This window comes from Salsuginibacillus kocurii DSM 18087 (assembly GCF_000377705.1).
GTDB lineage: Bacteria > Bacillota > Bacilli > Bacillales > Marinococcaceae > Salsuginibacillus > Salsuginibacillus kocurii.
This window is the reverse complement of the sequence record NZ_KB898623.1, coordinates 321,467-344,816: the sequence shown is the minus strand read 5'-3', so window position 1 is coordinate 344,816 and position 23,350 is coordinate 321,467. Positions and strand designations below refer to the sequence as shown.

At 42.2% G+C, this 23,350-nt stretch carries 17 protein-coding genes and 1 other annotated feature; of the genes, 14 read left to right on the top strand and 3 right to left on the bottom strand.

Translation table 11 applies throughout. The annotated features are described in order from the left end of the window. Positions 1-236: 236 nt before the first annotated feature. From clpX to yihA, 3 genes are all read left to right on the top strand, one after another. Positions 237-1,517: an ATP-dependent protease ATP-binding subunit ClpX gene (gene clpX / locus D469_RS0101750; protein WP_018921637.1), complete on the top strand. Its 1,281-nt coding sequence runs from the start codon at positions 237-239 to the stop codon at positions 1,515-1,517. A gap of 657 nt (positions 1,518-2,174) precedes the next feature. Next, complete coding sequence (gene lon / locus D469_RS0101745) at positions 2,175-4,514, top strand: endopeptidase La (RefSeq protein ID WP_018921636.1); 2,340 nt, start codon at positions 2,175-2,177, stop codon at positions 4,512-4,514. Then, a complete protein-coding gene (yihA, locus tag D469_RS0101740; protein ID WP_018921635.1) occupies positions 4,495-5,094 on the top strand; it encodes a ribosome biogenesis GTP-binding protein YihA/YsxC in 600 nt (199 codons plus the stop codon). The genes lon and yihA overlap by 20 nt, the downstream gene beginning before the upstream one ends. A gap of 23 nt (positions 5,095-5,117) precedes the next feature. Here the strand turns inward: yihA and D469_RS0101735 are convergent, their stop codons facing one another. Beyond that, positions 5,118-5,594, bottom strand: coding sequence for a LiaI-LiaF-like domain-containing protein (locus tag D469_RS0101735; protein ID WP_018921634.1), 477 nt, complete (start codon positions 5,592-5,594; stop codon positions 5,118-5,120). A 282-nt stretch (positions 5,595-5,876) separates the two neighbouring features. On the opposite strand from D469_RS0101735, the gene hemA reads away from it, so the two are divergent. The 6 genes from hemA (at position 5,877) to hemL (ending at position 12,260) form a co-directional block, all read left to right on the top strand. Beyond that, complete coding sequence (gene hemA / locus D469_RS0101730; protein WP_018921633.1) at positions 5,877-7,286, top strand: glutamyl-tRNA reductase; 1,410 nt, start codon at positions 5,877-5,879, stop codon at positions 7,284-7,286. A gap of 20 nt (positions 7,287-7,306) precedes the next feature. Next, the gene (locus D469_RS0101725; protein ID WP_018921632.1) at positions 7,307-8,134 is read left to right on the top strand and encodes a cytochrome c biogenesis protein CcsA; all 828 of its coding nucleotides are present in this window, start codon (positions 7,307-7,309) and stop codon (positions 8,132-8,134) included. A gap of 69 nt (positions 8,135-8,203) precedes the next feature. After that, the gene (hemC, locus tag D469_RS0101720) at positions 8,204-9,136 is read left to right on the top strand and encodes a hydroxymethylbilane synthase (RefSeq protein WP_018921631.1); all 933 of its coding nucleotides are present in this window, start codon (positions 8,204-8,206) and stop codon (positions 9,134-9,136) included. Positions 9,137-9,198: 62 nt separating this feature from the next. Next, on the top strand, positions 9,199-9,924 hold the full coding sequence (locus D469_RS0101715; RefSeq protein ID WP_018921630.1) for a uroporphyrinogen-III synthase: 726 nt from the start codon (positions 9,199-9,201) through the stop codon (positions 9,922-9,924). Then, positions 9,921-10,898 carry a porphobilinogen synthase gene (hemB, locus tag D469_RS0101710; protein WP_018921629.1) on the top strand — a complete coding sequence of 326 codons (978 nt, stop codon included), beginning with the start codon at positions 9,921-9,923 and terminating at the stop codon, positions 10,896-10,898. The genes D469_RS0101715 and hemB overlap by 4 nt, the downstream gene beginning before the upstream one ends. A gap of 69 nt (positions 10,899-10,967) precedes the next feature. Further along, positions 10,968-12,260 (top strand): glutamate-1-semialdehyde 2,1-aminomutase, encoded by a 1,293-nt coding sequence (hemL, locus tag D469_RS0101705; RefSeq protein WP_018921628.1) that lies wholly within the window; start codon positions 10,968-10,970, stop codon positions 12,258-12,260. 195 nt (positions 12,261-12,455) lie between these two features. Here the strand turns inward: hemL and D469_RS19415 are convergent, their stop codons facing one another. Beyond that, positions 12,456-13,490 carry an MFS transporter gene (locus D469_RS19415; protein ID WP_051081157.1) on the bottom strand — a complete coding sequence of 345 codons (1,035 nt, stop codon included), beginning with the start codon at positions 13,488-13,490 and terminating at the stop codon, positions 12,456-12,458. Beyond that, positions 13,463-13,762 carry a hypothetical protein gene (locus tag D469_RS22495; RefSeq protein WP_051081156.1) on the bottom strand — a complete coding sequence of 100 codons (300 nt, stop codon included), beginning with the start codon at positions 13,760-13,762 and terminating at the stop codon, positions 13,463-13,465. The genes D469_RS19415 and D469_RS22495 overlap by 28 nt, the downstream gene beginning before the upstream one ends. A 275-nt stretch (positions 13,763-14,037) precedes the next feature. Between D469_RS22495 and D469_RS0101695 the strand changes: the two genes are divergently transcribed. From D469_RS0101695 to D469_RS0101675, 5 genes are all read left to right on the top strand, one after another. After that, complete coding sequence (locus D469_RS0101695; RefSeq protein ID WP_018921627.1) at positions 14,038-15,312, top strand: LysM peptidoglycan-binding domain-containing protein; 1,275 nt, start codon at positions 14,038-14,040, stop codon at positions 15,310-15,312. Next, a complete protein-coding gene (locus D469_RS0101690; RefSeq protein WP_018921626.1) occupies positions 15,302-16,288 on the top strand; it encodes a protein kinase family protein in 987 nt (328 codons plus the stop codon). The genes D469_RS0101695 and D469_RS0101690 overlap by 11 nt, the downstream gene beginning before the upstream one ends. 636 nt (positions 16,289-16,924) lie before the next feature. After that, positions 16,925-17,139 (top strand) — a binding site (T-box leader). A gap of 244 nt (positions 17,140-17,383) precedes the next feature. After that, on the top strand, positions 17,384-20,026 hold the full coding sequence (locus D469_RS0101685) for a valine--tRNA ligase (protein ID WP_018921625.1): 2,643 nt from the start codon (positions 17,384-17,386) through the stop codon (positions 20,024-20,026). Positions 20,027-20,153: 127 nt separating this feature from the next. Further along, the gene (locus tag D469_RS0101680; protein ID WP_018921624.1) at positions 20,154-21,449 is read left to right on the top strand and encodes a bifunctional folylpolyglutamate synthase/dihydrofolate synthase; all 1,296 of its coding nucleotides are present in this window, start codon (positions 20,154-20,156) and stop codon (positions 21,447-21,449) included. Positions 21,450-21,574: 125 nt separating this feature from the next. Beyond that, positions 21,575-23,284 carry a sensor domain-containing diguanylate cyclase gene (locus D469_RS0101675; RefSeq protein ID WP_018921623.1) on the top strand — a complete coding sequence of 570 codons (1,710 nt, stop codon included), beginning with the start codon at positions 21,575-21,577 and terminating at the stop codon, positions 23,282-23,284. Positions 23,285-23,350: the final 66 nt, after the last annotated feature.

Genomic DNA, 23,350 nt, shown 5'->3' with positions numbered 1-23,350 from the left:
GAAACCATTTTTTTCTACTTGCTGTAAAAGTGTGATACAATACATACACTTCCAAAGAGAAGTGGAATGGTACGCATGTTTTTCTGAGTCGTAACGTAAAAGTAAAGCATAAGCTTGCACTAGATACAAAGGTAAAAAGCAGAGTGCTTAATAAAGCAACTGATAACCGTTTGATCGAATTGCTTGTATGCTAAGCCGTACTAAAGGTACAATAAACGTGTTAGGGGTGAACGCTCATGTTGAAATTTAGTGATGAAAAGGGGCAGTTGAAATGTTCCTTTTGCGGAAAAACACAGGATCAGGTAAGAAAACTGGTTGCTGGTCCAGGTGTTTATATATGTGATGAGTGTATAGAGCTTTGCACAGAAATTGTGGAAGAGGAACTTGGTACTGAAGAAGAAACAGAGTTAGAGGAAGTTCCAAAGCCTCAAGAAATCAATGAAATTCTTGATGACTATGTGATTGGGCAGGAAAGTGCAAAAAAATCGCTGTCTGTCGCCGTATATAACCACTATAAGCGAGTGAATGCTGGACAGAATAAGAGTTCAGACGAAGAAGTAGAGTTATCAAAAAGTAACATTTGTATGATTGGACCTACAGGTAGCGGTAAAACGCTGATGGCCCAAACGCTCGCTCGTATTTTAAATGTCCCGTTTGCAATTGCTGATGCAACCTCATTAACAGAAGCCGGCTACGTAGGTGAAGACGTAGAGAACATTTTATTAAAATTGATCCAGGCTGCTGATTATGACGTTGAGAAGGCGGAAAAGGGCATTGTCTATATTGATGAAATTGATAAGGTGGCCCGGAAGTCTGAGAATCCATCCATTACAAGAGACGTTTCTGGTGAAGGTGTTCAGCAGGCTTTGCTTAAGATTTTAGAAGGTACGACAGCTAGCGTTCCGCCGCAGGGAGGGCGTAAGCATCCACACCAAGAATTTATTCAAATTGATACCTCAAATGTTCTGTTTATTGTAGGGGGAGCGTTTGATGGCATTGACCAAATCGTTAAACGTCGTCTCGGACGTAAGGTAATTGGGTTTGGCTCAGAGTCTGAAAATGCAGAGATGGATGATAGTGAATATCTAAGCAACATTTTGCCAGAGGATTTACTTCGCTATGGATTAATTCCTGAGTTTATTGGGCGTTTGCCAGTTATCTCAAGCTTGAAGCCATTAGATGAAGAGGCATTGGTGGAAATTTTGACTCAACCTAAAAATGCTTTAGTCAAGCAATACGAAAAGTTGCTTGAAATTGATGAGGTAGAGCTGGAGTTTACGGATGAAGCTCTTCGCCAAATTGCACTAAAGGCAATTGAACGAAACACTGGAGCCCGTGGTCTCCGCTCGATTATTGAAGGTATTATGCTCGATGTTATGTATGACCTGCCTTCTAAAGAAGAAATTGTTAAATGCATTATTACAGATGAATGTGTCACTGACGACGGCTCACCAATCCTTCAAGACGAAGAAGGAAAAGAAGTTAAACTAAGTGACAAACCAAGAGAAAGTGCATAACTTGAAAACGTCTCGAACAACATGTTCGAGACGTTTTTCACAACTAAAGCTTTATACATATCAGCTGGCTGCAGGAGTTAAATACAGAGGCAGTGGGTATACTAAAAGTGTAGCGCAGGCAGCTTGTTTCTAAGGATGAGGCTCTGTTAAGGGGGAGTCCTCATAGTTCCACCGTGGCTTTTTTTTACGTGTGAGCTGTGAGTGTCTGTAGGATAATCCCTAGTGATGGCTCACCAGTCTCTGGAGCTGTAGGTCTGTCGGCAACAGTCTTTATGCGATTTGCAAGTGTGCTTTGTCATTTAATTAGCACGTTCCGTTATTTATGTATTAGACAAACGTTTGGGCATAGGATAAAATGAAACACGTTTAGTATAATAGTTTTAAGGCAGTCAGCAGGAGTTACATATCTAAAAGGATAGAGCCAAAGAACTATTCTATATAGGTATTAAAAAAGTTTTGATAAAGAGTAGGTTGATATTCTTTTTAATGACCTGCCTTACGTGGGTGACCTATGATCTTCCTCAGGCGAACGACCTGCAGGGGGTCCCAGACCTTTATCACCAACGTCCTAAACAGAGCTTATTAATAATAGTAATAGTGTTAACAGAATGTACAATGGCGTGTGGGAAGCCACACATGCTTCACTGGAGGGGTAGCATGGCAAAACAAAAAAAACAGACGATTCCTTTGTTGCCTTTACGAGGCTTGCTCGTTTATCCGACCATGGTTTTACATTTGGATGTGGGCCGGGATAAGTCAGTACAAGCATTAGAAAAAGTAATGGTGGACAAAAAAGAAATTGTACTTACAAGTCAAACGGACTTATCAGTAGATGAGCCGAGCGAAGATGATATTTATCATATGGGTACATTAGTTTATATTAAACAAATGTTACGACTGCCTAATGGTACAATCCGCGTATTAGTTGAAGGGTTGAACCGGACGCGAATTGAGGCATTTAGAGACCAGGGTGAATACTTAGAAGTTGATGTGAGCACGCTCCCTGAAGAAACAGAGACAGCAGATGCAAATCAACAGGCTTTAATGCGGACGGTGCTCGAACAGTTTGAACAATTTACCAAGCTTTCGAAAAAGGTATCAAGTGAAACACTTTCTTCTGTTCAAGATATTCAGGAACCTGGCCGCATGGCTGATATTGTTGCCTCTCATTTGCCGATCAAAGTTTCACAAAAACAATCACTTCTTAATCTGGTTGATGTGACTGAACGGTTGGAAGCCTTGCTTGATATTTTAAATAATGAAAAAGAAGTACTGGGACTGGAAAAGAAAATTGGCCAGCGCGTAAAGAAATCCATGGAACAAACACAAAAAGAGTATTATTTGCGAGAGCAAATGAAAGCAATTCAAAAAGAGCTCGGAGAAAAAGAAGGAAAAACCGGAGAAGTTGATGAACTGAAAGAAAAAATTGAAGAAGCCGGGATGCCGGAAGCCGTCAAAGCAAAAGCTGAAAAAGAACTGGGACGCTATGAAAAAGTACCGGCCAGCTCTGCAGAAAGTTCAGTAATTCGTAATTACATTGATTGGCTTGTGACCTTGCCATGGCATTCTGAAACAGCAGACCGCTTGGACATCACGAATGCTGAAACAATCCTCAATGAAGATCATTACGGGCTGGATATGGTCAAAGAGAGGGTATTGGAATATTTGGCAGTCCAAGAAATGACCCAAGAAATTAAAGGCCCTATTCTCTGCTTGGCTGGTCCCCCCGGGGTTGGAAAAACATCGCTAGCCCGGTCGATTGCCCGTGCACTAGAGCGGGAATTTGTCCGTGCTTCATTAGGTGGTGTTCGTGATGATGCAGAGATTAGAGGACATCGACGCACCTATGTCGGGGCGATGCCGGGCCGTATCATTCAAGGGATGCACAGTGCCGGAACCGTGAACCCTGTCTTCTTATTGGATGAAATTGATAAAATGGCAAGCGACTTTCGGGGAGATCCGTCTTCAGCCATGCTTGAAGTATTAGACCCAGAACAGAATCATTCCTTTAGTGACCACTATATTGAAGAAGCCTATGATTTATCCAAAGTTATGTTTGTCACTACGGCTAATAATGTAGGGGCTATCCCAGAACCGCTGCTTGACCGGATGGAAATTATTTCGATTGCCGGCTACACCGAAGTCGAGAAGGTAGAAATTGCAAAAAACTATCTTTTACCTAGACAGTTACAGGAACATGGCTTAACAAAAGGACAGCTGCGGCTGCAGGAAGATGCGTTGTTAAAAACGATTCGCTATTATACACGTGAAGCGGGCGTGCGAACGTTGGAACGTCAATTAGGGACGGTTTGCCGCAAAGCAGTTAAACAGATCGTTTCAAATGAGAAAAAGCGCGTGGTTGTCACCCCGAATACATTAGAAGACATGCTTGGAAAACCAAAATATCGTTACGGACAAGCAGAAGTAGAAGACCAAATTGGCACAGCTACAGGGCTTGCCTATACTTCGGGAGGCGGAGACACTTTAGCTATCGAAGTGTTATTAACAAAAGGTGATGGGGAGCTTACGTTAACCGGTAAATTGGGAGATGTTATGAAAGAATCAGCGAAAGCTGCTTTTACGTATATTCGCTCGCGGTCAGAAGAACTAAAAATCGACCCAAACTTTCACGAAAACCATGATATTCATATTCATGTTCCTGAAGGAGCCACTCCAAAAGACGGGCCTTCAGCCGGTATTACGATGGCAACCGCTCTTATATCTGCATTAACAAACCGTCCGGTTAAAAAAGAAGTAGGGATGACAGGAGAGATTACATTAAGAGGTCGAGTGCTGCCGATTGGCGGCGTGAAAGAAAAATCGATGAGTGCTCATCGATCAGGCTTAAAAACCATTATTCTTCCTAAGGAGAATGAAAAAGATTTAGAAGACGTCCCAGAGAGTGTACGTGAAGGCTTAACTTATTTGTTCGTCTCTCATTTAGATGAAGTATTAGATATTGCATTAGGAGAATCAAATGAAAATTCAAAAAGCTGAACTTTATATCAGTGCACCAGGCCCTGAACAGTATCCTGATGGTCAGTGGCCTGAAATTGCACTGGCCGGCCGTTCAAACGTAGGGAAATCTTCTTTTATCAATAAGTTATTAAACCGTAAAAACTTGGCGTATACCTCTTCCAAACCAGGAAAAACACGGCTGCTGAATTTTTTCAATATTAATGATGCCTTTTATTTTGTCGATGTTCCTGGATATGGCTATGCAAAAGTGTCCAAAACAGAACGAGCTGCCTGGGGCCGTATGATTGAAACCTACTTGCAAGAACGTGACCAATTACAAGGAATTGTTTTACTGGTGGATGTGAGGCATAAGCCGACTGAAGATGACCAACAAATGTATGAATGGTTAAAGCACCATGAGTTGCCAGTCCTTGTCGTAGCAACAAAAGCAGATAAAGTACCTAAAACGAAACGCCCTCGTCACGTGAAGCAAGTAAAAGAAACATTGCAACTGGCTGCGGAGGATGAATTAATTCTCTTCTCCACAGAAAGCGGAGAAGGAAAGGATGCTGCCTGGAAGGCCTTAAAGCAATGGGGAGCTTCGGAAATGAAAAAGTAAGAGGAAGGCTGCTTCCTCTTACCTCATTTTTTATACACAAATAGAAAATAAAGACCGCCAAGTATAAATACAAGTGGCCAAAACTGCTCAATATATTGAGAGTAAGCACCAAATAGCTCTATCACTTCTTCACCAAAAAATAGAGCGATCCCCACAAGTAATAAAAATATACCCGGGCCAAGACCTTCTTTTTTAGAAACAATATATGTAAGCAAAAAACTAAATCCAAGTAACAGCCAATACATACCAGGATGAGCTGGCCAAAACTCCATTTCCACTAAAAGGAAATGGAGCCCATAACTTAAAAAGATAAAGCCAGGCAGCAGGCTTTCAGCTTGTTTCTTTTTTAGCCCTTGAATAATAAATGCTGCCCCAATAAGAATAAAAATGGAAGGCCATCTTAAAAAGTAATCAGCAAATGGAGCATTCCATGTTTGTAGTAAGAAAAACAAACCAGAACCAATAAGCAGTAATCCGGGAAATAAGCCTTTTCGTTTCACACGAAATCCTCCTTTATTGAACGGCTGGGCAAGCAGGTGTGGGCGTACATATGTAACCTTTTCAGAATCTGTTCACATTTCATTTTTGGTAGATGATCGCTTGCATGTTATAATAGTTAAGAATTATTATAATGTGACGAAATAAGACAAGTTCATATTAACCATAGCGTAAATGCATTGATCATAGACGTTTTTATAAAGCATTTTATGCTTTTCTTATCATAATGTCTTTTTTTCAAAAAAACAATCATCGTTTGAACTACTAGGGGGTGAATGAGTACTATGCATATCCTCGTCGCAGGGCTGGATTATAAGACAGCACCAATAGATATTCGTGAACAGTTTGCCTTTTCAGAGGACGAACTGCCGCAAGCATTGGATCAATTACGCAATATGAAAAGTGTGCTGGAATGCGTGATTCTTTCTACGTGTAACCGCACGGAAATCTATGCAGTAGTTGACCAGCTCCATACAGGCCGCCATTTCACAAAAAAGTTCTTGTCTCACTGGTCCAGACGCCCAGTCGAGGATTTTGAACATACACTCACGATTAAGGAAAATGATGAAGCTATTCGTCACTTGCTTAGAGTTACAACTGGATTAGACTCTATGGTAGTGGGTGAAACTCAAATTCTCGGACAAGTAAAAGACAGTTTTTTTAATGCGCAAGAGGAAGGTACAACTGGTACCATTTTTAATGAACTATTTAAACAGGCTGTGACGTTTGCAAAGCGTGCCCATTCAGAAACAGCCATTAACGAAAATGCTGTGTCGGTCAGCTATGCTGCCGTTGAGCTGGGCAAAACAATATTTGGCGATTTCAAAGGGAAACAAGTGGCCGTTCTTGGAGCGGGGAAGATGAGCGAGTTGACAGCCAAGCACCTGCACGCAAACGGGGCACCGGATATTTCTGTGTTAAACCGCACGTATTCCAGGGCTCAGGAACTGGCGGAACGCTTTCTCGGTAAAGCCCGCGTGATGGACGAGCTGGAACAGGTACTAGCCGAGGCTGATGTAGTCATTTCATCAACTGGCTCGCAATCATATGTGATTAGTAAAGGCATGATGGAGAGCATTCTGAAAAAACGAAAAGGGCGCCCTCTTTTTATGTTGGATATAGCATTGCCGCGGGACCTTGATCCTGAATTGGCTTCGCTGGAGAACGTATATATGTACGATATTGATGACCTTGAAGGAATTGTGCAGTCCAATGTAGCTGAGCGTACGCGCGAAGCTCAGGTCATTGAAGAAATGCTGGAGACAGAACTGGCCACATTCAAAGAATGGGTCCATACACTTGGAGTGGTTCCTGTAATTTCTGCTCTTCGTTCAAAGGCTCTTGCTATTCAGGCTGAAACAATGGAAAGTATTGAAAGAAAACTGCCAGAGCTGGGCGAACGTGAAAAGAAAGTATTGCGAAAGCATACAAAAAGCATTGTGAACCAGTTGCTGCGTGAACCGGTGACTCGGGCTAAAGAAATGTCCGGGGAAGAAGATGCAGATGAATCATTAGCTTTGTTTACTGAGATTTTTGGCCTAGAAGAAGAAGTCGAGACCGCAAAAATGGCGGAAGCCGCCAAGTTAAAGGCTGATGAAATAGACCAGAAGGAGCGTAGTGGACAAGAAGAAGGAAGAAGAGCACCACTCCTTAGTCCTTACGCATATGCGAAAGATGTTGTTATCCGCTCCTAATAGAGAGGAGTTTTCAGCTGGTGATTGTCGCTGCAAATGCCATCTATTTAACGACTATTATTTTATATAGCTTGAGTGTCTTCGGATATTTTATTGATTTTCTTCAGAACAACCGGAAGGTGAACCGTCTCGCCTTCTGGTTGCTTTCTATTGTATGGTTGTTACAAACTGCATTTTTTGTCCTTCGAGCGATTGAATTCAATCGTCTACCTGTTATCACCCCCTTTGAAGGGCTTTTCTTTTATGCATGGCTGCTTGTGACGTTATCACTTGTCGTCAACTATTTTTTTCGAGTTGACTTTTTAGTTTTTTTCACCAATGTGGTAGGTTTTGCGATGCTGGCTTTCAGTTTGTTTGCCCCTAGTGGTGACGTCCCTAGCGAATTAACGAATTTATTAGTATCAGAGCTGTTAGTGATTCATATCAGCATGATATTAATTGGCTATGCGGGCTTTACAGTAGCCTTCGCCTTTTCGCTCATGTATGTTCTTCAAAGTCAAATGTTAAAGCAAAAAGAGTGGGGAAAACGGCTTGTGCGCTTTGGTCATTTGCCCAAATTAGACCGTTTCGCTTTTGTATCAACGATGGTTGCTTACCCTTCCTTTTTACTAGGGTTAATTCTTGGTTTTATTTGGGCCTGGGTGCAGCTTGAGACGTTACCGTTCTTGGATGCTAAAGTAATCGGTTCTTTCGCTGTGTTACTTATTTATGGGGGATATTTATACCAACGTGGTGTCAATGCTAGACAAGGATATGGAATGGCCTTGTTTAATATTGCTGCGTTTTTAATAGTGCTCATTAACTATTTTCTTTCTGATGAACTAACAGAATTTCATTTTTGGTACTAACTAGGATAAGTAGTACAGGCTGTGAAATAAGAGGAAGTACAATCAATTTATATATGTAGGAGGCTGACGATGAAGACAATCGTCATTGGTACACGTAAAAGTAATCTCGCTATGAAGCAAACGGAGTGGGTCATTGAGCAACTTAATGCCTTGCAATTGCCGTATCACTTCGAAATCAAAAAAATAGTTACAAAAGGGGACCAAATTCTTGATGTAACCCTTTCTAAAGTTGGCGGGAAAGGACTATTTGTGAAAGAAATCGAACAGGCGCTTGAAAATGGTGAAATTGATATGGCGGTCCACAGCATGAAAGATTTGCCGTCAGAAGTGGCGGAAGGCTTTGCTATTGGAGCAATCACGAACCGTGTGGACCCTCGAGATGCTTATATTGCTAACGATCATGTACCTTTTTCAGAACTGCCGGCTGGTGCTGTGGTTGGCACAAGTTCATTGCGCCGTTCTGCTCAAATTTTAGCCGCGAGGCCTGACCTAAAAGTACAATGGGTGCGAGGTAACATTGAGACGCGCTTGCGGAAACTTCGCGAAGAAGGTTTTGATGCGATTATTTTAGCGGCGGCTGGCTTAGAACGAATGGGATGGACAACAGAAATTGTTACCGAGTTTTTAGATACAACAATGAGCCTTCCAGCTGTCGGACAAGGGGCTTTGGGCATTGAATGCAGGGAAAATGATAAAGATGTGCTCGAAGTTTTAAGTCATTTGCATGATGAGGACGTTGCTCGCCGCGTTACAGCGGAGCGTGCTTTTCTTCACGAAATTGAAGGGGGCTGCCAGGTACCAATTGGAGGATATGCTACACTTTTAGAAGACGGAGCCGTCTCGCTTGAAGCGATGGTTGGAGAACCAGATGGCAGCCAAATATTAAAAGAGAGTGGAGTAGGTAATAATCCTGAAGAATTGGGACGTTCGCTTGCAAACAACTTGCAGTCTCGAGGAGCGAAAGAGATATTAGATCGTGTAAAAAGTGAGCTTGATCAGTAATGTCTAGGTCACTTGCTGGACTGCGGGTGATGGTTACTCGTAGAAAAGAGGAGGTTGAGGCCTTGGCAGATCCGCTAAAAGCACGTGGAGCTGAGCCTTTGCCTCTTCCACTTTTTCGCTTGCAGCCTAGAGAACCTTGGCGGGAAACAGTGAGAGATTTTGTACGCGCCCTTCAACATGCAGAATGGCTTGTTTTCACGAGTGCTAATGCAGTAGAGTACGTGATTAAAGCTTGTAACTTGACTGGGACAGCTATAGAAAATATAAACGTAAACGTTGCTGTGGTAGGAGAGAAAACCGCACAAAAAGCAGAACAGCACGGTTTTCAAGTCGAACTGGCTCCAACTAGTTATAATGCAGAAGCGTTGGCAGCAAAAATGATTCAGCATATCTCTCCAGAGGAAACGATTGTGCTTCCGCAAAGCGCTCAAGCACGGCCAGTGCTGCGGGATGAACTTCAAAAAGCTGGGTTTAATGTACTCCCAATTTGTCTATATAATAATGTAATGGCCTCTGAAAATGAATCCAGGCTAAAAGAGTCGCTTACATTGGATGAAATAGACGTTATTACATTTTTAAGCCCTTCCGCAGTAAACGCATTTTGTGGAATAGCAGGTAAAGACATGCTAGAGCAGGCCAGGTCTTTAACAGTGTTTTGTATCGGTCCTATAACGGAGGAAGCAGCTTTACAGGCTGGGTTCCAAGATGTACATACTTCTGAACAATCAACAATTGAAGGGTTGGTTTTATCGCTCGAAGAATGGTACAGGAAAGGTGGAAGACAATGAGCGAACTACAATTCAGACGTCACAGGCGGCTTCGTCGTTCAGCCGGTATTCGGGAAATGGTAAGAGAAACTGTTCTATCACCTTCCGATCTTATTTATCCGGTATTTGTAGTCGAAGGCAGTTCGATTAAACGAGAAGTTGCTTCGATGCCAGGTGTTTATCAAGTATCCCTAGATTACTTGGATGAAGAAATGAAAGAACTAAACTCTCTCAACATACCTGCAGTTATTTTGTTTGGTGTGCCGAATGAGAAGGATGAACATGGCTCAGAAGCGTATGCGCATAATGGAATCGTACAGCAGGCAGTACGGCAGGTGAAAGAACGCCAGCCTGACTTGACTGTTATTGCTGATACTTGTTTATGTCAGTATACGGACCATGGACATTGCGGTGTCATTAAAAATGGAGAGATTTTGAATGATCCTTCACTGGACTTATTAGTTAAAACTGCTGTCTCTCAGGCTGAAGCAGGGGCTGATGTTATCGCGCCTTCGAATATGATGGACGGCTTCACCACAGCCATCCGCAAAGGTTTGGATGAAGCTGGCTTTGAAGATGTACCGATTATGTCTTATGCAGTAAAATTTTCTTCAGCTTATTACGGACCATTTCGTGATGCTGCCCATAGTGCACCATCTTTTGGTGACCGGAAAACGTACCAAATGGACCCTGCCAACCGGACAGAAGCTCTGCGTGAAGCAACATCTGACGTAGAGGAAGGGGCAGATTTTCTTATTGTAAAGCCAGCCCTTTCTTATTTGGACATCGTGCGTGAAGTGAAAAATAAAACAGACTATCCAGTCGTGGCTTATAACGTGTCTGGGGAGTATTCGATGATTAAAGCAGCTGCCCAAAATGGCTGGATTGATGAAAAAGACGTGGTCATGGAAAAGTTGCTTAGTATGAAAAGAGCAGGCGCCGATTTATTGATTACGTATTTCGCCAAAGATGTAGCGAAATGGTTAAATGAATAAAGAAAATAGTACGGAAGTCTAGCTGCATGTATTTGCATAGCCAATGTTTTTAAATGGAGGGATTTTTGAATGGAGCGTTCATTTACTCGTTCTAAAGCTGAATTTGAAAAGGCAAAGCCGCTGATGCCAGGAGGGGTCAGCAGTCCAGTTCGTGCATATGCCTCGGTAGGAATGGAACAAGGTCTTTATATGAAACAGGGAAAAGGCCCTTATATTTATGATATGGATGACAATGAATATATTGACTACGTATTATCATGGGGACCGTTGTTAGTGGGCCATGCCGAAAAACGGGTCGTCAATCGTTTGCAGGAAATGACTGCTTTAGGGACAAGCTTCGGCGCTTCTCACGAAATGGAAACAAAGCTTGCTCAGCTCGTTATTGAACGAGTTCCTTCAATTGAAGTGGTACGAATGGTGAACTCAGGAACTGAAGCTACTATGAGTGCTCTTCGCCTGGCTCGAGGTTATACAGGCAGAAATAAGATTGTAAAAATGCAAGGGTGTTATCATGGACATGGCGATTCGCTACTAATCAAAGCGGGTTCTGGCGTAGCTACACTTGGTCTTCCAGACAGTCCAGGGGTTCCTGAGTCTGTGGCAGAAAACACACTTACAGTTCCTTATAATGATTTAGATAGTTTACAACTTGCTTTTCAAAAATTTGGAGATGAAATTGCCGCTGTAATCATGGAGCCTATAACTGGTAACATGGGAGTGGTAAACCCTAAAGAAGGTTATTTAGAAGGGGTGCGGGAAATCACAGAACAGTATGGCAGTCTTCTCATTTTTGATGAGGTCATGACCGGCTTTCGAGTTGGTTATCATAGTGCCCAAGGAAGACATGGTGTGACTCCAGATTTGACGTGTCTTGGGAAAGTTATTGGCGGCGGCTTGCCTGTTGGCGCATATGGCGGGAAGAAAGATATTATGACGCAGATTGCCCCGGATGGTCCGATTTATCAAGCTGGAACTCTATCAGGCAATCCACTCGCAATGACCGCAGGCTACGAAACCTTAGCGCAAGTCGGACCCAAAGATTATGAAGAATTTGAGCGCTTAGGACAAAGGCTCGGAGATAATTTAAGTGAGGCGGCTTCTCGCCAAGATATTCCGCATACTATAAATCGAGCCGGTTCTATGATTGGTCTGTTTTTCACTGACGAAGAGGTCTACGACTTTGAGACAGCAAGAAGTTCGGACCTTGATTTATTTGCCCGTTACTTCCGAGGAATGCTTGATCGGGGTATTGCCATCGCTCCTTCGCAATTTGAAGGAATGTTCTTGTCTACTGCTCATACTGATGATGAAATTGACCAAACGGTTGAAGCAGCAGAAGAAGTCTTCAAAACCCTTAAATAATTGAGAAACGGAGCAGTTACGGAACACTGATCTACTTTACATCTCTTTTGCTAATTCCGCTCTGTTCTTTCGTAAGAGTTTTGCCGCTCTCGTTCAATATACAGAAACCCCGCTCCAACTTTTTGGAGCGGGGTTTTAAATTAGACCAGTTACGACGGCTCGTTTCTATCCTTTAGTTTATATGGCAACAGCTATTTATAGCGAATAATGAGGCTTTTTTAGTGGCGGCTTGGCAGCAAATGCAAGCACCATGGCTAGAAGAGTAAGCATAGCAGTGGCGAGTAAAATTTCAGTATAACTGCCAAAAAAGTCAAAAGCGTAGCCAAACGGGAGTGGGCCTAGGGCTGAACCAACCACCACCGAAGTGGTCGCTAGACTCCGTAACTGCCCTAAATGGGTTAAACCAAAATAATTTGGCCAAATTACGTTATTACATAATTTCGTAGCTCCGTCAAACACGCCCCAAAGAATAACATAAAGAGTAATTCCGATTAAAGATTCCGTAAGTATAAGCCAGATGACTATCATCGTCTTTAAAAGAAAGAGAGAAGAGAAGAGCAACCGTGTTTGCACGCGTTCAACGATGAAGCCAGAAATTAAGGTGAACAAAAAGGCTGACACCGGCATTAAGCTTAGTAAAAATGCAATATACGTTCTTGATATTCCTTTTTCCCCTAAAATAGAAAATAAATGAAAAGTGATACCTGTGTTTACAAGCGAGGGTACAGCAGCGCAAAAAAGAACAAACCAAAAGGATTTCGTTTTCATGGCTTCTTTCACTGTAAAAGAAGCTACTCGCTTTTTCTCCTCGGCTAAAACAGCTGCTTCTGACTTTTCAGCAGCACTTTTTCCTTTTCCTTCGTTATCAGCTAATAAGCCTACATCTTCTGGTTTGTTGCGTATAAATATAAAGGCTAAAGGGACGAATACTACTAAAAGTAAAATTCCCCAAACTTGCCAGGCAAAACGCCAGCCGCCCGTTTCTATAAGAAATAAGTTAAGAGGGGGAAGGGCAGCAGCACTAATTAATACCCCTAATGTCATAAAACTGATCGCCCGCCCCCGGTATTTAGAAAACCATTGGGGGACCAGGGTATTGGGGACGAGTGTCATCGAGCCTTGGCCAAACAGGCGCAGCATAAAAAAGCCAATAAACATAAGAATCGGTCCGAAAACAGCACTATTAATAAATGCAGCCGCAGCTAGGCAAAGCCCCACTGTAACAGCCATAAACCGCTGCCCTTTTTATCGACTAACCGACCGATAAGGAAAAGAGAAAATCCGGCTAAGAGCGTAGCAGCTGAATAGATACTGGATATCATCGTACGCGACCAATCAAAATGTTCAATATAAGCGTCGATAAATACCGAAATCGTATAAGTTTGCCCGGGGCCTGAGAAAAACGCGGATAAGGCGGCGACTGCTACGATGATCCAGCCGTAGAAAAAAGAGAATGCTACGGGCAGTTGGTCGTTTGCTAAGCGTTTGCGAAACGAAGACATAAGCTATCAACCTTTTTTGTCCAGAGTAACTACTATGTAATGTTCTTTATTTAAAGCAAGAGAATTCTTGCTTTAAATCCACGCTCTATTTTACCCTACTTTTTTCTGTGATTTCTATAGATGGGGTAAGTGAAATCTATTGTATTACCAAGCAAAAACTCAAAGTTTTTATTGGTTCTTTATTTATGAAGGAATAAAAAGTCATACCTCGGACGGCTCTCTCATAAAGTAGAAATGTATGAGTAGCGGAAGTGAGCTGGAAAGGAGGAGATGACATGGGAAATGAACATACCTCTACCCTGTCATTTACAATGGAAGAGTCAGTTTGGCTTGATCAAGAACAACGAATTGGCGCGTTAAAATCTTTGGAATTAGAACCTGATATTACGATCAAAGAATTCGAAGATTCAGTAAGTATTGAAGGTGGCCTGCATCTGAGCGGAACTTATCAACCCGTAACAGATGACGAAAGAAAAAGAGACACTGAAGCGCCTACCCCTCCGCAAATTGTCAATGAAGCGTCTATTCTTCAAAGTGGGGAAGGGTTTATCCGGCATTATTTTCCGATCGAGATTAGTATTCCACTTCATCGCATTAACAGTATTGATGATGTATATGTGCAAATTGACAGCTTTGATTATGACCTTCCAGACCCAACTTGTATTCAGCTAGCGGCTGATGTAACAGTAAGCGGAATGACTGAAGAGCGAGAAGAACCAGAAGCAGAGCCGACCGAACCAACCGAAGCAAGCTCTTTTCCAGTGTATGAACAAGATCAATTCAATAGAGCATCCATTCATGAGTACAGAGAGGAAAACTCGCCTCCAGGGGAGCCAGAACAAGAAGTAGAAGAAGCGAACCAGCTGGAGGACGAAACGGTTGAAGAGGAAGAACGGTTGTCAGAAACTGACGAAGCTACGTACTCCACGTATGAACCTGCCTCTAATTCTTATTCCGTAGAAGAAGAGGAAGATGAGAGTGAAAGTGAGTTATATGCTTATTCTCCACAACGGGAGAACACTACCCAAACAGGTGAGCACAGGCCTCAGGAAATAGAAGAATACGTTGTAGAAACAGAACAAGAAGGAAGTGCAGTTGATGAAGCAGAAGACGTCGAAGAGTTAAGTGAGGAGCCAGTTGTTGAAAGTGTTGAAGAGCTAGAGGAAGAAACAAAAGTTAGTCACTTGCCCTTAGAGGAAGAAGAGCAGGATACACATGTGACTATCACTTCCAAAAATGAGCATCGAACAGAGGAAGTAGAAGATGAAAGTTACTCAGCCGAAGAGGAAAGTGAAAGTGGGGAGGAGGTTGAACGCCCGACCACTGCCAGCACGTTAACTAATATTTTATCATTAGAAGGTGAAGAAGACTATACGAGTTGGCGTTTATGTATTGTCCAGGATCAAGAGTCACTGGATACAATTGCTACCAGGTATAATGTGACAAGCAGTCAACTGATTCGCTGGAATAGTTTGCGCCAAGAACAAGTCGAAGTCGGCGATCTGCTCTATATTCCAAAATCTGAAAGCAAGACCATTCATGATCAATGACCACCTGCCAACGCTCCAACGTGCGTATCACTTTACGGAAACACCTGAAATAATTACTGACAGACTTTGTAGAATTTCAAAAAACGGGACTACTATAGCTTTAAAACGATTAAAAGCAGATCGTCTTCAACAGAAACAAATGCTTCAACATTTAATGATCCTAAAAAGAGAAAGAGTTCAAAGTGGTCCGTCTGTACTTGCTGCTGCAGATGGGAGCCCTATTACTCGAATAAATGGACACGATTATATGGCAACTTATTGGATGGATAGTACGGGAAGTCCATCAGCGGACCCACTTCCTGTTATGATGGATCAATTAGCCCGTTTTCATCGCTATAGTACCCGCCAAAAAGCGCTCGATAAAAACATGCTTCTTTCGTATGAAAAACATCATGCCGAGGCAATAAGGAAGTGGGAACAAACTTTTAGGTTTCAGCATGAAGAGTTTTCACGTCTCTATTATCCAAGTCCCCTTGCTAGGCAATATATGTTAAACTATGAGTTCCTTTATAAAGCGCTGGAACGAAGCAAACAAGCTTATCAAAAATGGTTCGAACGGATATGTTCGATAGAAAAAGCACGCAGAGGTTGTTTGCACGGATATTGCGAGGAAGAACATTTGATATATACCCCAAATGAAGAAACCTATTTCATTAATTGGGAACGAACCAAAATTGGACATCCTGTTGAAGACATTGCGCAATTGATCAGGTCAGCTGTGCAAAAACGTCTGTTTTATGAAGTTAATCCAATTACTTGGCTGCAATTTTATGAAGAACGTCTGCCTTTGCTAGAAGAGGAAAAATGGTTGCTTCTTTCTATTCTTTATTCTCCCGTTCCTTTGTTTTTAACGCTTCAGAATTCTCACCGTCTGAATGTGTCGATGCGCAAGATGAGTGTTCAGTTTGAAGAGGAACTTCTTTTATTAACAATCTTTCATCAATTAAATGAACCCTCTGGACCGCCTACTGGGTAATGGTTCAGAGGGTTTTTATATAAAAATTTCTTCGTTGAACACGAGTAATAAACGAAACAAGTATCATGAAGTAGACTGGCAGCATCCTTCATTATTTATAAAGAAGGAACCACACGATAATCAAGATTATGACCAGGATAATATCTAGTGTGGTGGGAAAGATGAGTGTGCGTATAATCTGGAATATTATGATAGGAAGTAAGCATTGTAATAAAATAAGCCGCCATTTTAATAACCAATATGGAATACGGTATTTTTTTTTATAAGGTTTTTTGAAATGCGGTTTAGGAGGAGGGGGAGGAAAATATCGCATAACATGGCCCTCGTTTCACTTTTTATAATGGCTTTGTTAAAGGATAAATGTTGATAGATTAGAATTATGTTGATTGTAAAGAAAAGTCCGAGACGCCTTCGGAAATAGCATTAGCTGAAGATCCCGCAAGGTTCTTTTCCCGAGGAACCTGAAGCAATGCCCGAGGCAAGCGAGCGTCTTTTAGAGAAAATCAACAGCAAAATTAACAAAGCCTTTATAATAATATATGCAAACCTTTCATAGAATGTCCGTCAAATTAGTCAATCATTACCCGGGAAATATTGACGAACCCTTCAACGTCGACGTACAATAAAGAAAATAAAGCAAACGCTATGAAAAGGAAGAGTACTTCGCCACTCTTATTCCAGAGAGAGAACCAATTGCTGGAAGGTTCTTATAAGGTGCGGAGGAAGGTCGCCTTTGAGCTGTTTTCTTGAAAAAAGTAGAGAAAACCAGTCCCCGCTGTTATCGGGATAAGTGTACAGAAAGTTCTTTTCTGTAAACAAAGGTGGTACCGCGACTCCTCTTCGTCCTTTGATGAAGGGGTTTTTTTATGTGTTGGCTCTTCTCCTTCGCTCTAAAGAATGTGAGCTTGCTTAAATGGCAAAGCAAAGAGTAAGAAGTTTATATGAGAAGCTCAATCAAGTGGCTGAAACGCTGTGGGGGGAAACATCCGCTTGTAGCTAATTCACAGAATGCCCCTCTCTTCAAAACAACCTTAACTTTTAAATACGAGTTATCGGGATGGGCAAGCAGATAGATTTAATTAAGGAGGCTTCTTTATGGATGAAATGAAAACAACGATGTCGACAAAGTACGACCCAAAAGAAACTGAAGCAAAATGGTATCCTTACTGGGTAAACAATGGCTTTTTCGAGGCGAAGCCTGAAGAAGAAAAAGATCCCTTTACGATTGTCATTCCACCGCCCAACGTAACCGGGCGCCTTCATTTAGGGCACGCTTGGGATGTCACATTGCAGGATATTTTAATTAGAGCGAAGCGCATGCAGGGGTATGATGCACTATGGCTTCCCGGCATGGACCACGCAGGTATTGCAACGCAAGCAAAGGTAGAAGGTAAATTAAAAGAAGGAGGGAAATCCAGACATGATCTGGGCCGTGAAACCTTTCTTGAAAAATCGTGGGAATGGAAAGAAGAGTATGCTGAATTTATCCGCGAACAATGGGGGAAAATGGGTCTTTCGCTTGATTATTCGAGAGAACGTTTTACGCTTGACCAGGGGCTATCCGAAGCTGTGCGAGAAGTATTTGTGCGCTTGTATGAAAAAGGTCTAATTTATAGAGGCGAATACATTATTAACTGGGATCCAGCTACCCAAACAGCTCTCTCTGATATTGAAGTGGAATACGAAGAAGTAAAAGGCGCTCTGTATCATATGAAATATCCGCTCGTAGATGGAGAAGGATATATAGAAGTAGCGACCACACGTCCAGAAACGATGCTAGGTGACACAGGAGTTGCTGTTCATCCAGACGATGAAAGATACCAGCATCTGGTTGGAAAGAAAGTGATTCTGCCGATTATTGGGCGTGAAATTGAAATTGTGGCTGATGAATATGTAGATATGGAATTTGGTTCTGGTGCAGTTAAAATGACACCGGCACACGACCCTAATGATTTCGAGCTTGGTAACCGTCATCAGTTAGATCGTGTACTCGTTTTGGATGAAAGTGGTGTCATGAATGAAAATGCTGGTCCTTACCAAGGTCTTGACCGTTTTGAATGCCGTAAGCAAATTGTCAGTGACCTGCAAAATGACGAAGTACTATTTAATATTGAAGAACACGTTCACGCAGTTGGACATTCAGAACGAAGCGGTGCAGTGGTAGAACCATACCTTTCAACTCAATGGTTTGTTCATATGCAGCCACTCGCAGACCAGGCCATCAAGCAGCAGCAAAGTGAAGACAACGTAAACTTTGTTCCGGACCGCTTTGAAAAGACCTATCTGCATTGGCTGGAAAACATTCGTGACTGGTGTATTTCAAGGCAGCTATGGTGGGGGCACCGTATCCCGGCCTGGTATCATAAAGAAACAGGAGAGCTATATGTCGGACGCACGGCTCCAGAGGATAAAGAAAACTGGCAACAAGATGATGATGTGTTAGACACATGGTTTAGTTCAGCGTTATGGCCATTCTCTACTATGGGTTGGCCGGATGAAGGAGCTGAAGATTTTAACCGTTATTATCCAACTAATGTGTTAGTTACTGGCTACGACATTATTTTCTTCTGGGTATCACGCATGATCTTCCAAGGAATTGAATTTACCGAACGACGCCCATTTGAAGATGTGTTAATCCATGGACTTGTCCGTGATGCAGAAGGGCGTAAAATGAGTAAATCTCTCGGCAACGGTGTGGACCCGATGGATGTTATTGACCAGTACGGTGCCGATGCGCTTAGATTTTTACTAGCAACAGGCACAACACCAGGCAATGATTTGCGCTTCCATTGGGAAAAAGTAGAGGCAAACTGGAATTTTGGCAATAAAATATGGAATGCTTCCCGATTTGCACTTATGAATATGGATGGACTTAAGCCTGAGGAAGTCGACATATCCGGAGAAAAAACGATAGCCGACCGCTGGATTTTAACACGGTTGCAAGAGACCATTGAACATGTCACCCGCTTAATGGACCGTTATGAATTTGGCGAAGTCGGCCGCACATTGTATAACTTTATTTGGGATGACGTTTGTGACTGGTATATCGAAATGGCGAAGCTCCCTCTTTACGGAGAAGATGAGGAGGCAAAAGCGACTACGCGCTCTGTGCTTGCTTATGTTTTTGACCGGACGATGAGATTACTTCATCCATTTATGCCGTTTATCACTGAAGAGATTTGGCAGCACTTGCCACATGAAGGAGACTCCATCGTGGTAGCTGCCTGGCCAGAAAGTTCTGAAGAGCTTAAAGATGAAGAAGCTGTAAAGGATATGGAACTTTTAAAACAAGTTATTCATACAGTTCGAAATACACGCGCAGAAATGGAAGTTCCACCAAGCCGACCGATCAAGCTGCAAATTCAGGCAGCTACTGACGATACCCTGGCTTGTTTAAAGCGGGGCGAAGATTACTTGGACCGTTTCTGTTACCCTGAAACATTGACCCTTGATACGAAGATTGACCCGCCTGAAAAAGCTGTTTCTCATGTATTAAGTGGTGCAGAGCTTTATATGCCTCTAGAAGGATTAATTGATGTAGAGGCTGAGGTGGAGCGCCTGCGTAAAGAAAAAGAAAAGCTTGATAAAGAAGTAGAGCGTGTTCAGAAAAAACTTTCAAACGAAGGGTTCGTAAGTAAGGCCCCAGCTCACGTCGTGGAAGAAGAACGAAGCAAAGAAAGGGATTATATTGATAAGCGTGAAAAAGTAATTGCGCGCCTTGTTGATTTATCCTCATAAGTAGGTAGGGCTGCCGCCATACAGCGGCAGCTTATTTTTGCAATACTGCTACGTAAAAACAGAGGTAGAAACAATGTAGCTGTAGTAACGAAACGAAAAAGGAAGCAAAAAAGGTTAGGTGATTATAATGACATTAAAAACGTATGAAGAAGCGTTACAGTGGGTAGAAGAACAAGCCCCGTTTGGTATAAAACCAGGGCTTTCTCGAGTGGAACATTTATTAGCGAAGTTAGGATCGCCAGAACGGCGTTTAAAATCGGTACATATTGCCGGGACCAACGGAAAAGGCTCTACAGCTGAGTTTATGCGGGCCTCTTTGACCGAGGCGGGAATTGTTACCGGGACATTCACTTCTCCATACATTGTGGATTTTCGGGAGCGGATTGCGGTAGACAAAGACCCCATTTCAAAACAGGCATTCCTGGAAATAGCCAACCAGCTTAAACCTCTTGCAGATGAGCTGCAAGAATCTTCACTGGGCCATCCTACTTCTTTTGAGCTTGTTACCGTGATAGCCATCAAATACTTCGCTTCTTATGCTTTCCCGGATATTGTAATTTGGGAAACAGGACTGGGAGGGCGCCTCGACTGTACGAACGTCGTCTCACCAATGATTAGTTTAATAACGAATGTAGGAAGTGACCATGCTGCTATTTTAGGGGAAGAAAAAATAGATAGAGCTTACGAAAAAGCTGGCATTATTAAATCAGGGGTACCAGTAGCTACTGCAGAGGAAGATCCGGAAGTTTTAACGCTCATTCGCGAAACAGCCAAAAACAATCGTACCAAGACATATGAACTAGGCCAGGATTTTCATATAGAAGCAGAAGCGGGAAATGAACGATTCTCGTATTACTCGATCTATCCGTTTGGTACAAAAAAAGATCTAACTCTTGGGTTAAAAGGAGGCTATCAACAAAAAAACGCTGCGTTAGCGATGGCAGCACTTGACTATTTAAAAATGATGTACGCGCTGCCCATTGAAGAAGAACATATAAGAATCGGTTTAACACGAGCCCAATGGCCTGCCCGCTTAGAGGTGGTGCAAGAACATCCGCTTATCATTTTAGACGGGGCCCACAATAAAGAAGGGGTTGATGCCTTAGCTTCTTATATTAGCCAGCAATACAAAGATAAACAAATCCATCTTATTCTCTGTTGCACCAGTGAAAAAGACCCGGAACAAGTCTTTGCGTCTTTGATGGATTTTCCATTATCATCCCTAAAATTTACGACTTTTGAAGGGTATCGGGCTCCGAGTTCAGAAGAAGTAAAGGGAAAAGCTATGACTATAGGGGCTCAACCGGTTGAAGATGTCTTTGAGGCTATTAATGCTACAAAAGCACAGGCCGAACCAGCAGATCTCATATTAATTACCGGTTCTTTATACTTTATATCTACTGTTAGAACCACGTTTATGTAATTAACAGATAAAAGGGTGAGTATTGAGTTAGTGAAAACCAACGAATTGGTCTCAAGCAAATACTTACTAACGCTAGAAGTCGGCTAGCCGTAAGGTTTTTCATGCAGCTAAAGGGGGTGGAGGGAGTGGCAGAAAATAAGATGACGTGGTTATTAGCTGTTTGGATAGTTGGTGCGGCGGGTTATTTAATAGGCGTTATCTATTTTCCCACCCCCTGGTTGTCTGCTCATTTTGTTGATGTACTGTTATTTGCCGTATTGGCTGTTCTGGTTGCCATGTTTCCGATTAAGATGAAGAATTCATCCGTAGTCTTATTCCAAGGTGTCTCCCTCGCTACCTTTTTACAGTTTGGCCTGCTTGCGGAAATTCTGGTAACCCAACTTGCCGTGTTAAGTTCACTTGTCTTATTACGTGTGAAAAAGAGCGAATCCTATCGCTATCTAGTCAATTCGGTCATGTTTTTATGCACGTCAACTTCAGCAGCAGCTATGTACTGGATTGCTGGCGGTTCATTAACACCTGTTATGGAAGGCTCTCTTTCACTGCAATTAATACCTGTGCTTATCTATTTTTCAACTTATACAATCTTTAACCATTCTTTTATTTATGTATTCCGAAATTTCGTACTGCATCGACCTGTTCCATATTTAACCAAAGACTTTTATTGGGAATTAACTTTATCAGGGTTGAAAGTTCCATTTGGATTAATTCTTGTCTTTTTATTTAATGAAGTAGGAACAGTTGCCTTGTTTTATGTAGGTCTGCCTTTTCTTACTCTTGCATTAATGCTCAAGCTTTATTATCAAGCAGACGAAACGAGCATCTACTTGGAAAAAGTGAACATGATAGGTTATGAACTGAGCACATCATTATATGAAACGCAAATTGTCCAATTATTTTCGAAAAAGATACGTGAGTTATTTCCGGTAGATATTCTGCAAATCTATGACGTAAAAGATAATGTTCTATCAATATACTGGGCAGACCGGTTTGACAAGAACCATCTACCTTGTTCATTAATAGAGGGGGACACGATTAGTGAAGCTGTATTAAAAACAAGACAATCTCTGTTATACACAAATGCTAGTGAATGGAAAGAAAATATACTTACCGAGCAGTTTGAGGAGTGTGAAGCCGTCATTAGTGTACCAATGTACCGAGGTGGTGAGCTGGGAGGTGTACTTACACTTGCTAGCAAAGAAGCTCATGCATTCAAAAGTGATCATGTAAGTATAGCAGAGTTCTTGGCAAATTATTTAAATGTAGCAATTGACAACGCAAGGTTTTATGAACAGGTAAAAGAAGAAAGTGAAACCTGTGCATTAACACAACTATACAATTACCGGTACTTGGAAGAAGCGCTGCATAATAAATTTATGCAAGCTCGGGCTTTTAAGCAATATTTAACGGTTCTCTTACTTGATGTAGACCATTTCAAAGCAATTAATGACCACTATGGTCACGAAAAAGGGAATATCATTTTACGCGAGTTAGCACTGCTGTTACAAAAGGAATCTCCTGATCATGCGTTAGTCGCGCGTTATGGTGGAGAGGAATTTGCAGTTATTTTAGAGGATACAAATGAATGTGAGGCAATAGCAACTGCTGAACAACTCAGGCAAAAAATAGCTCACACATCGTTTACTATAGCTTCGGATTTAACAACCAACGTAGAGGAAGTTTCAGTGACTGCTAGTATCGGTTTAATAACGACGATCCCAGATGATGATCACCCTCTGTCTTTACTGAGAAAAGCAGATCGCGCCATGTATATCGGAGCAAAACAGGCGGGAAGGAACAAGGTGTCTGTGTTTGGAAGTCTGGAACATGTGTGAACAATTCCTTATGTTATTGTTCTCCCCGCCAGTCTGTAACATTCCAGCCCCGCCCAGTACATTCTA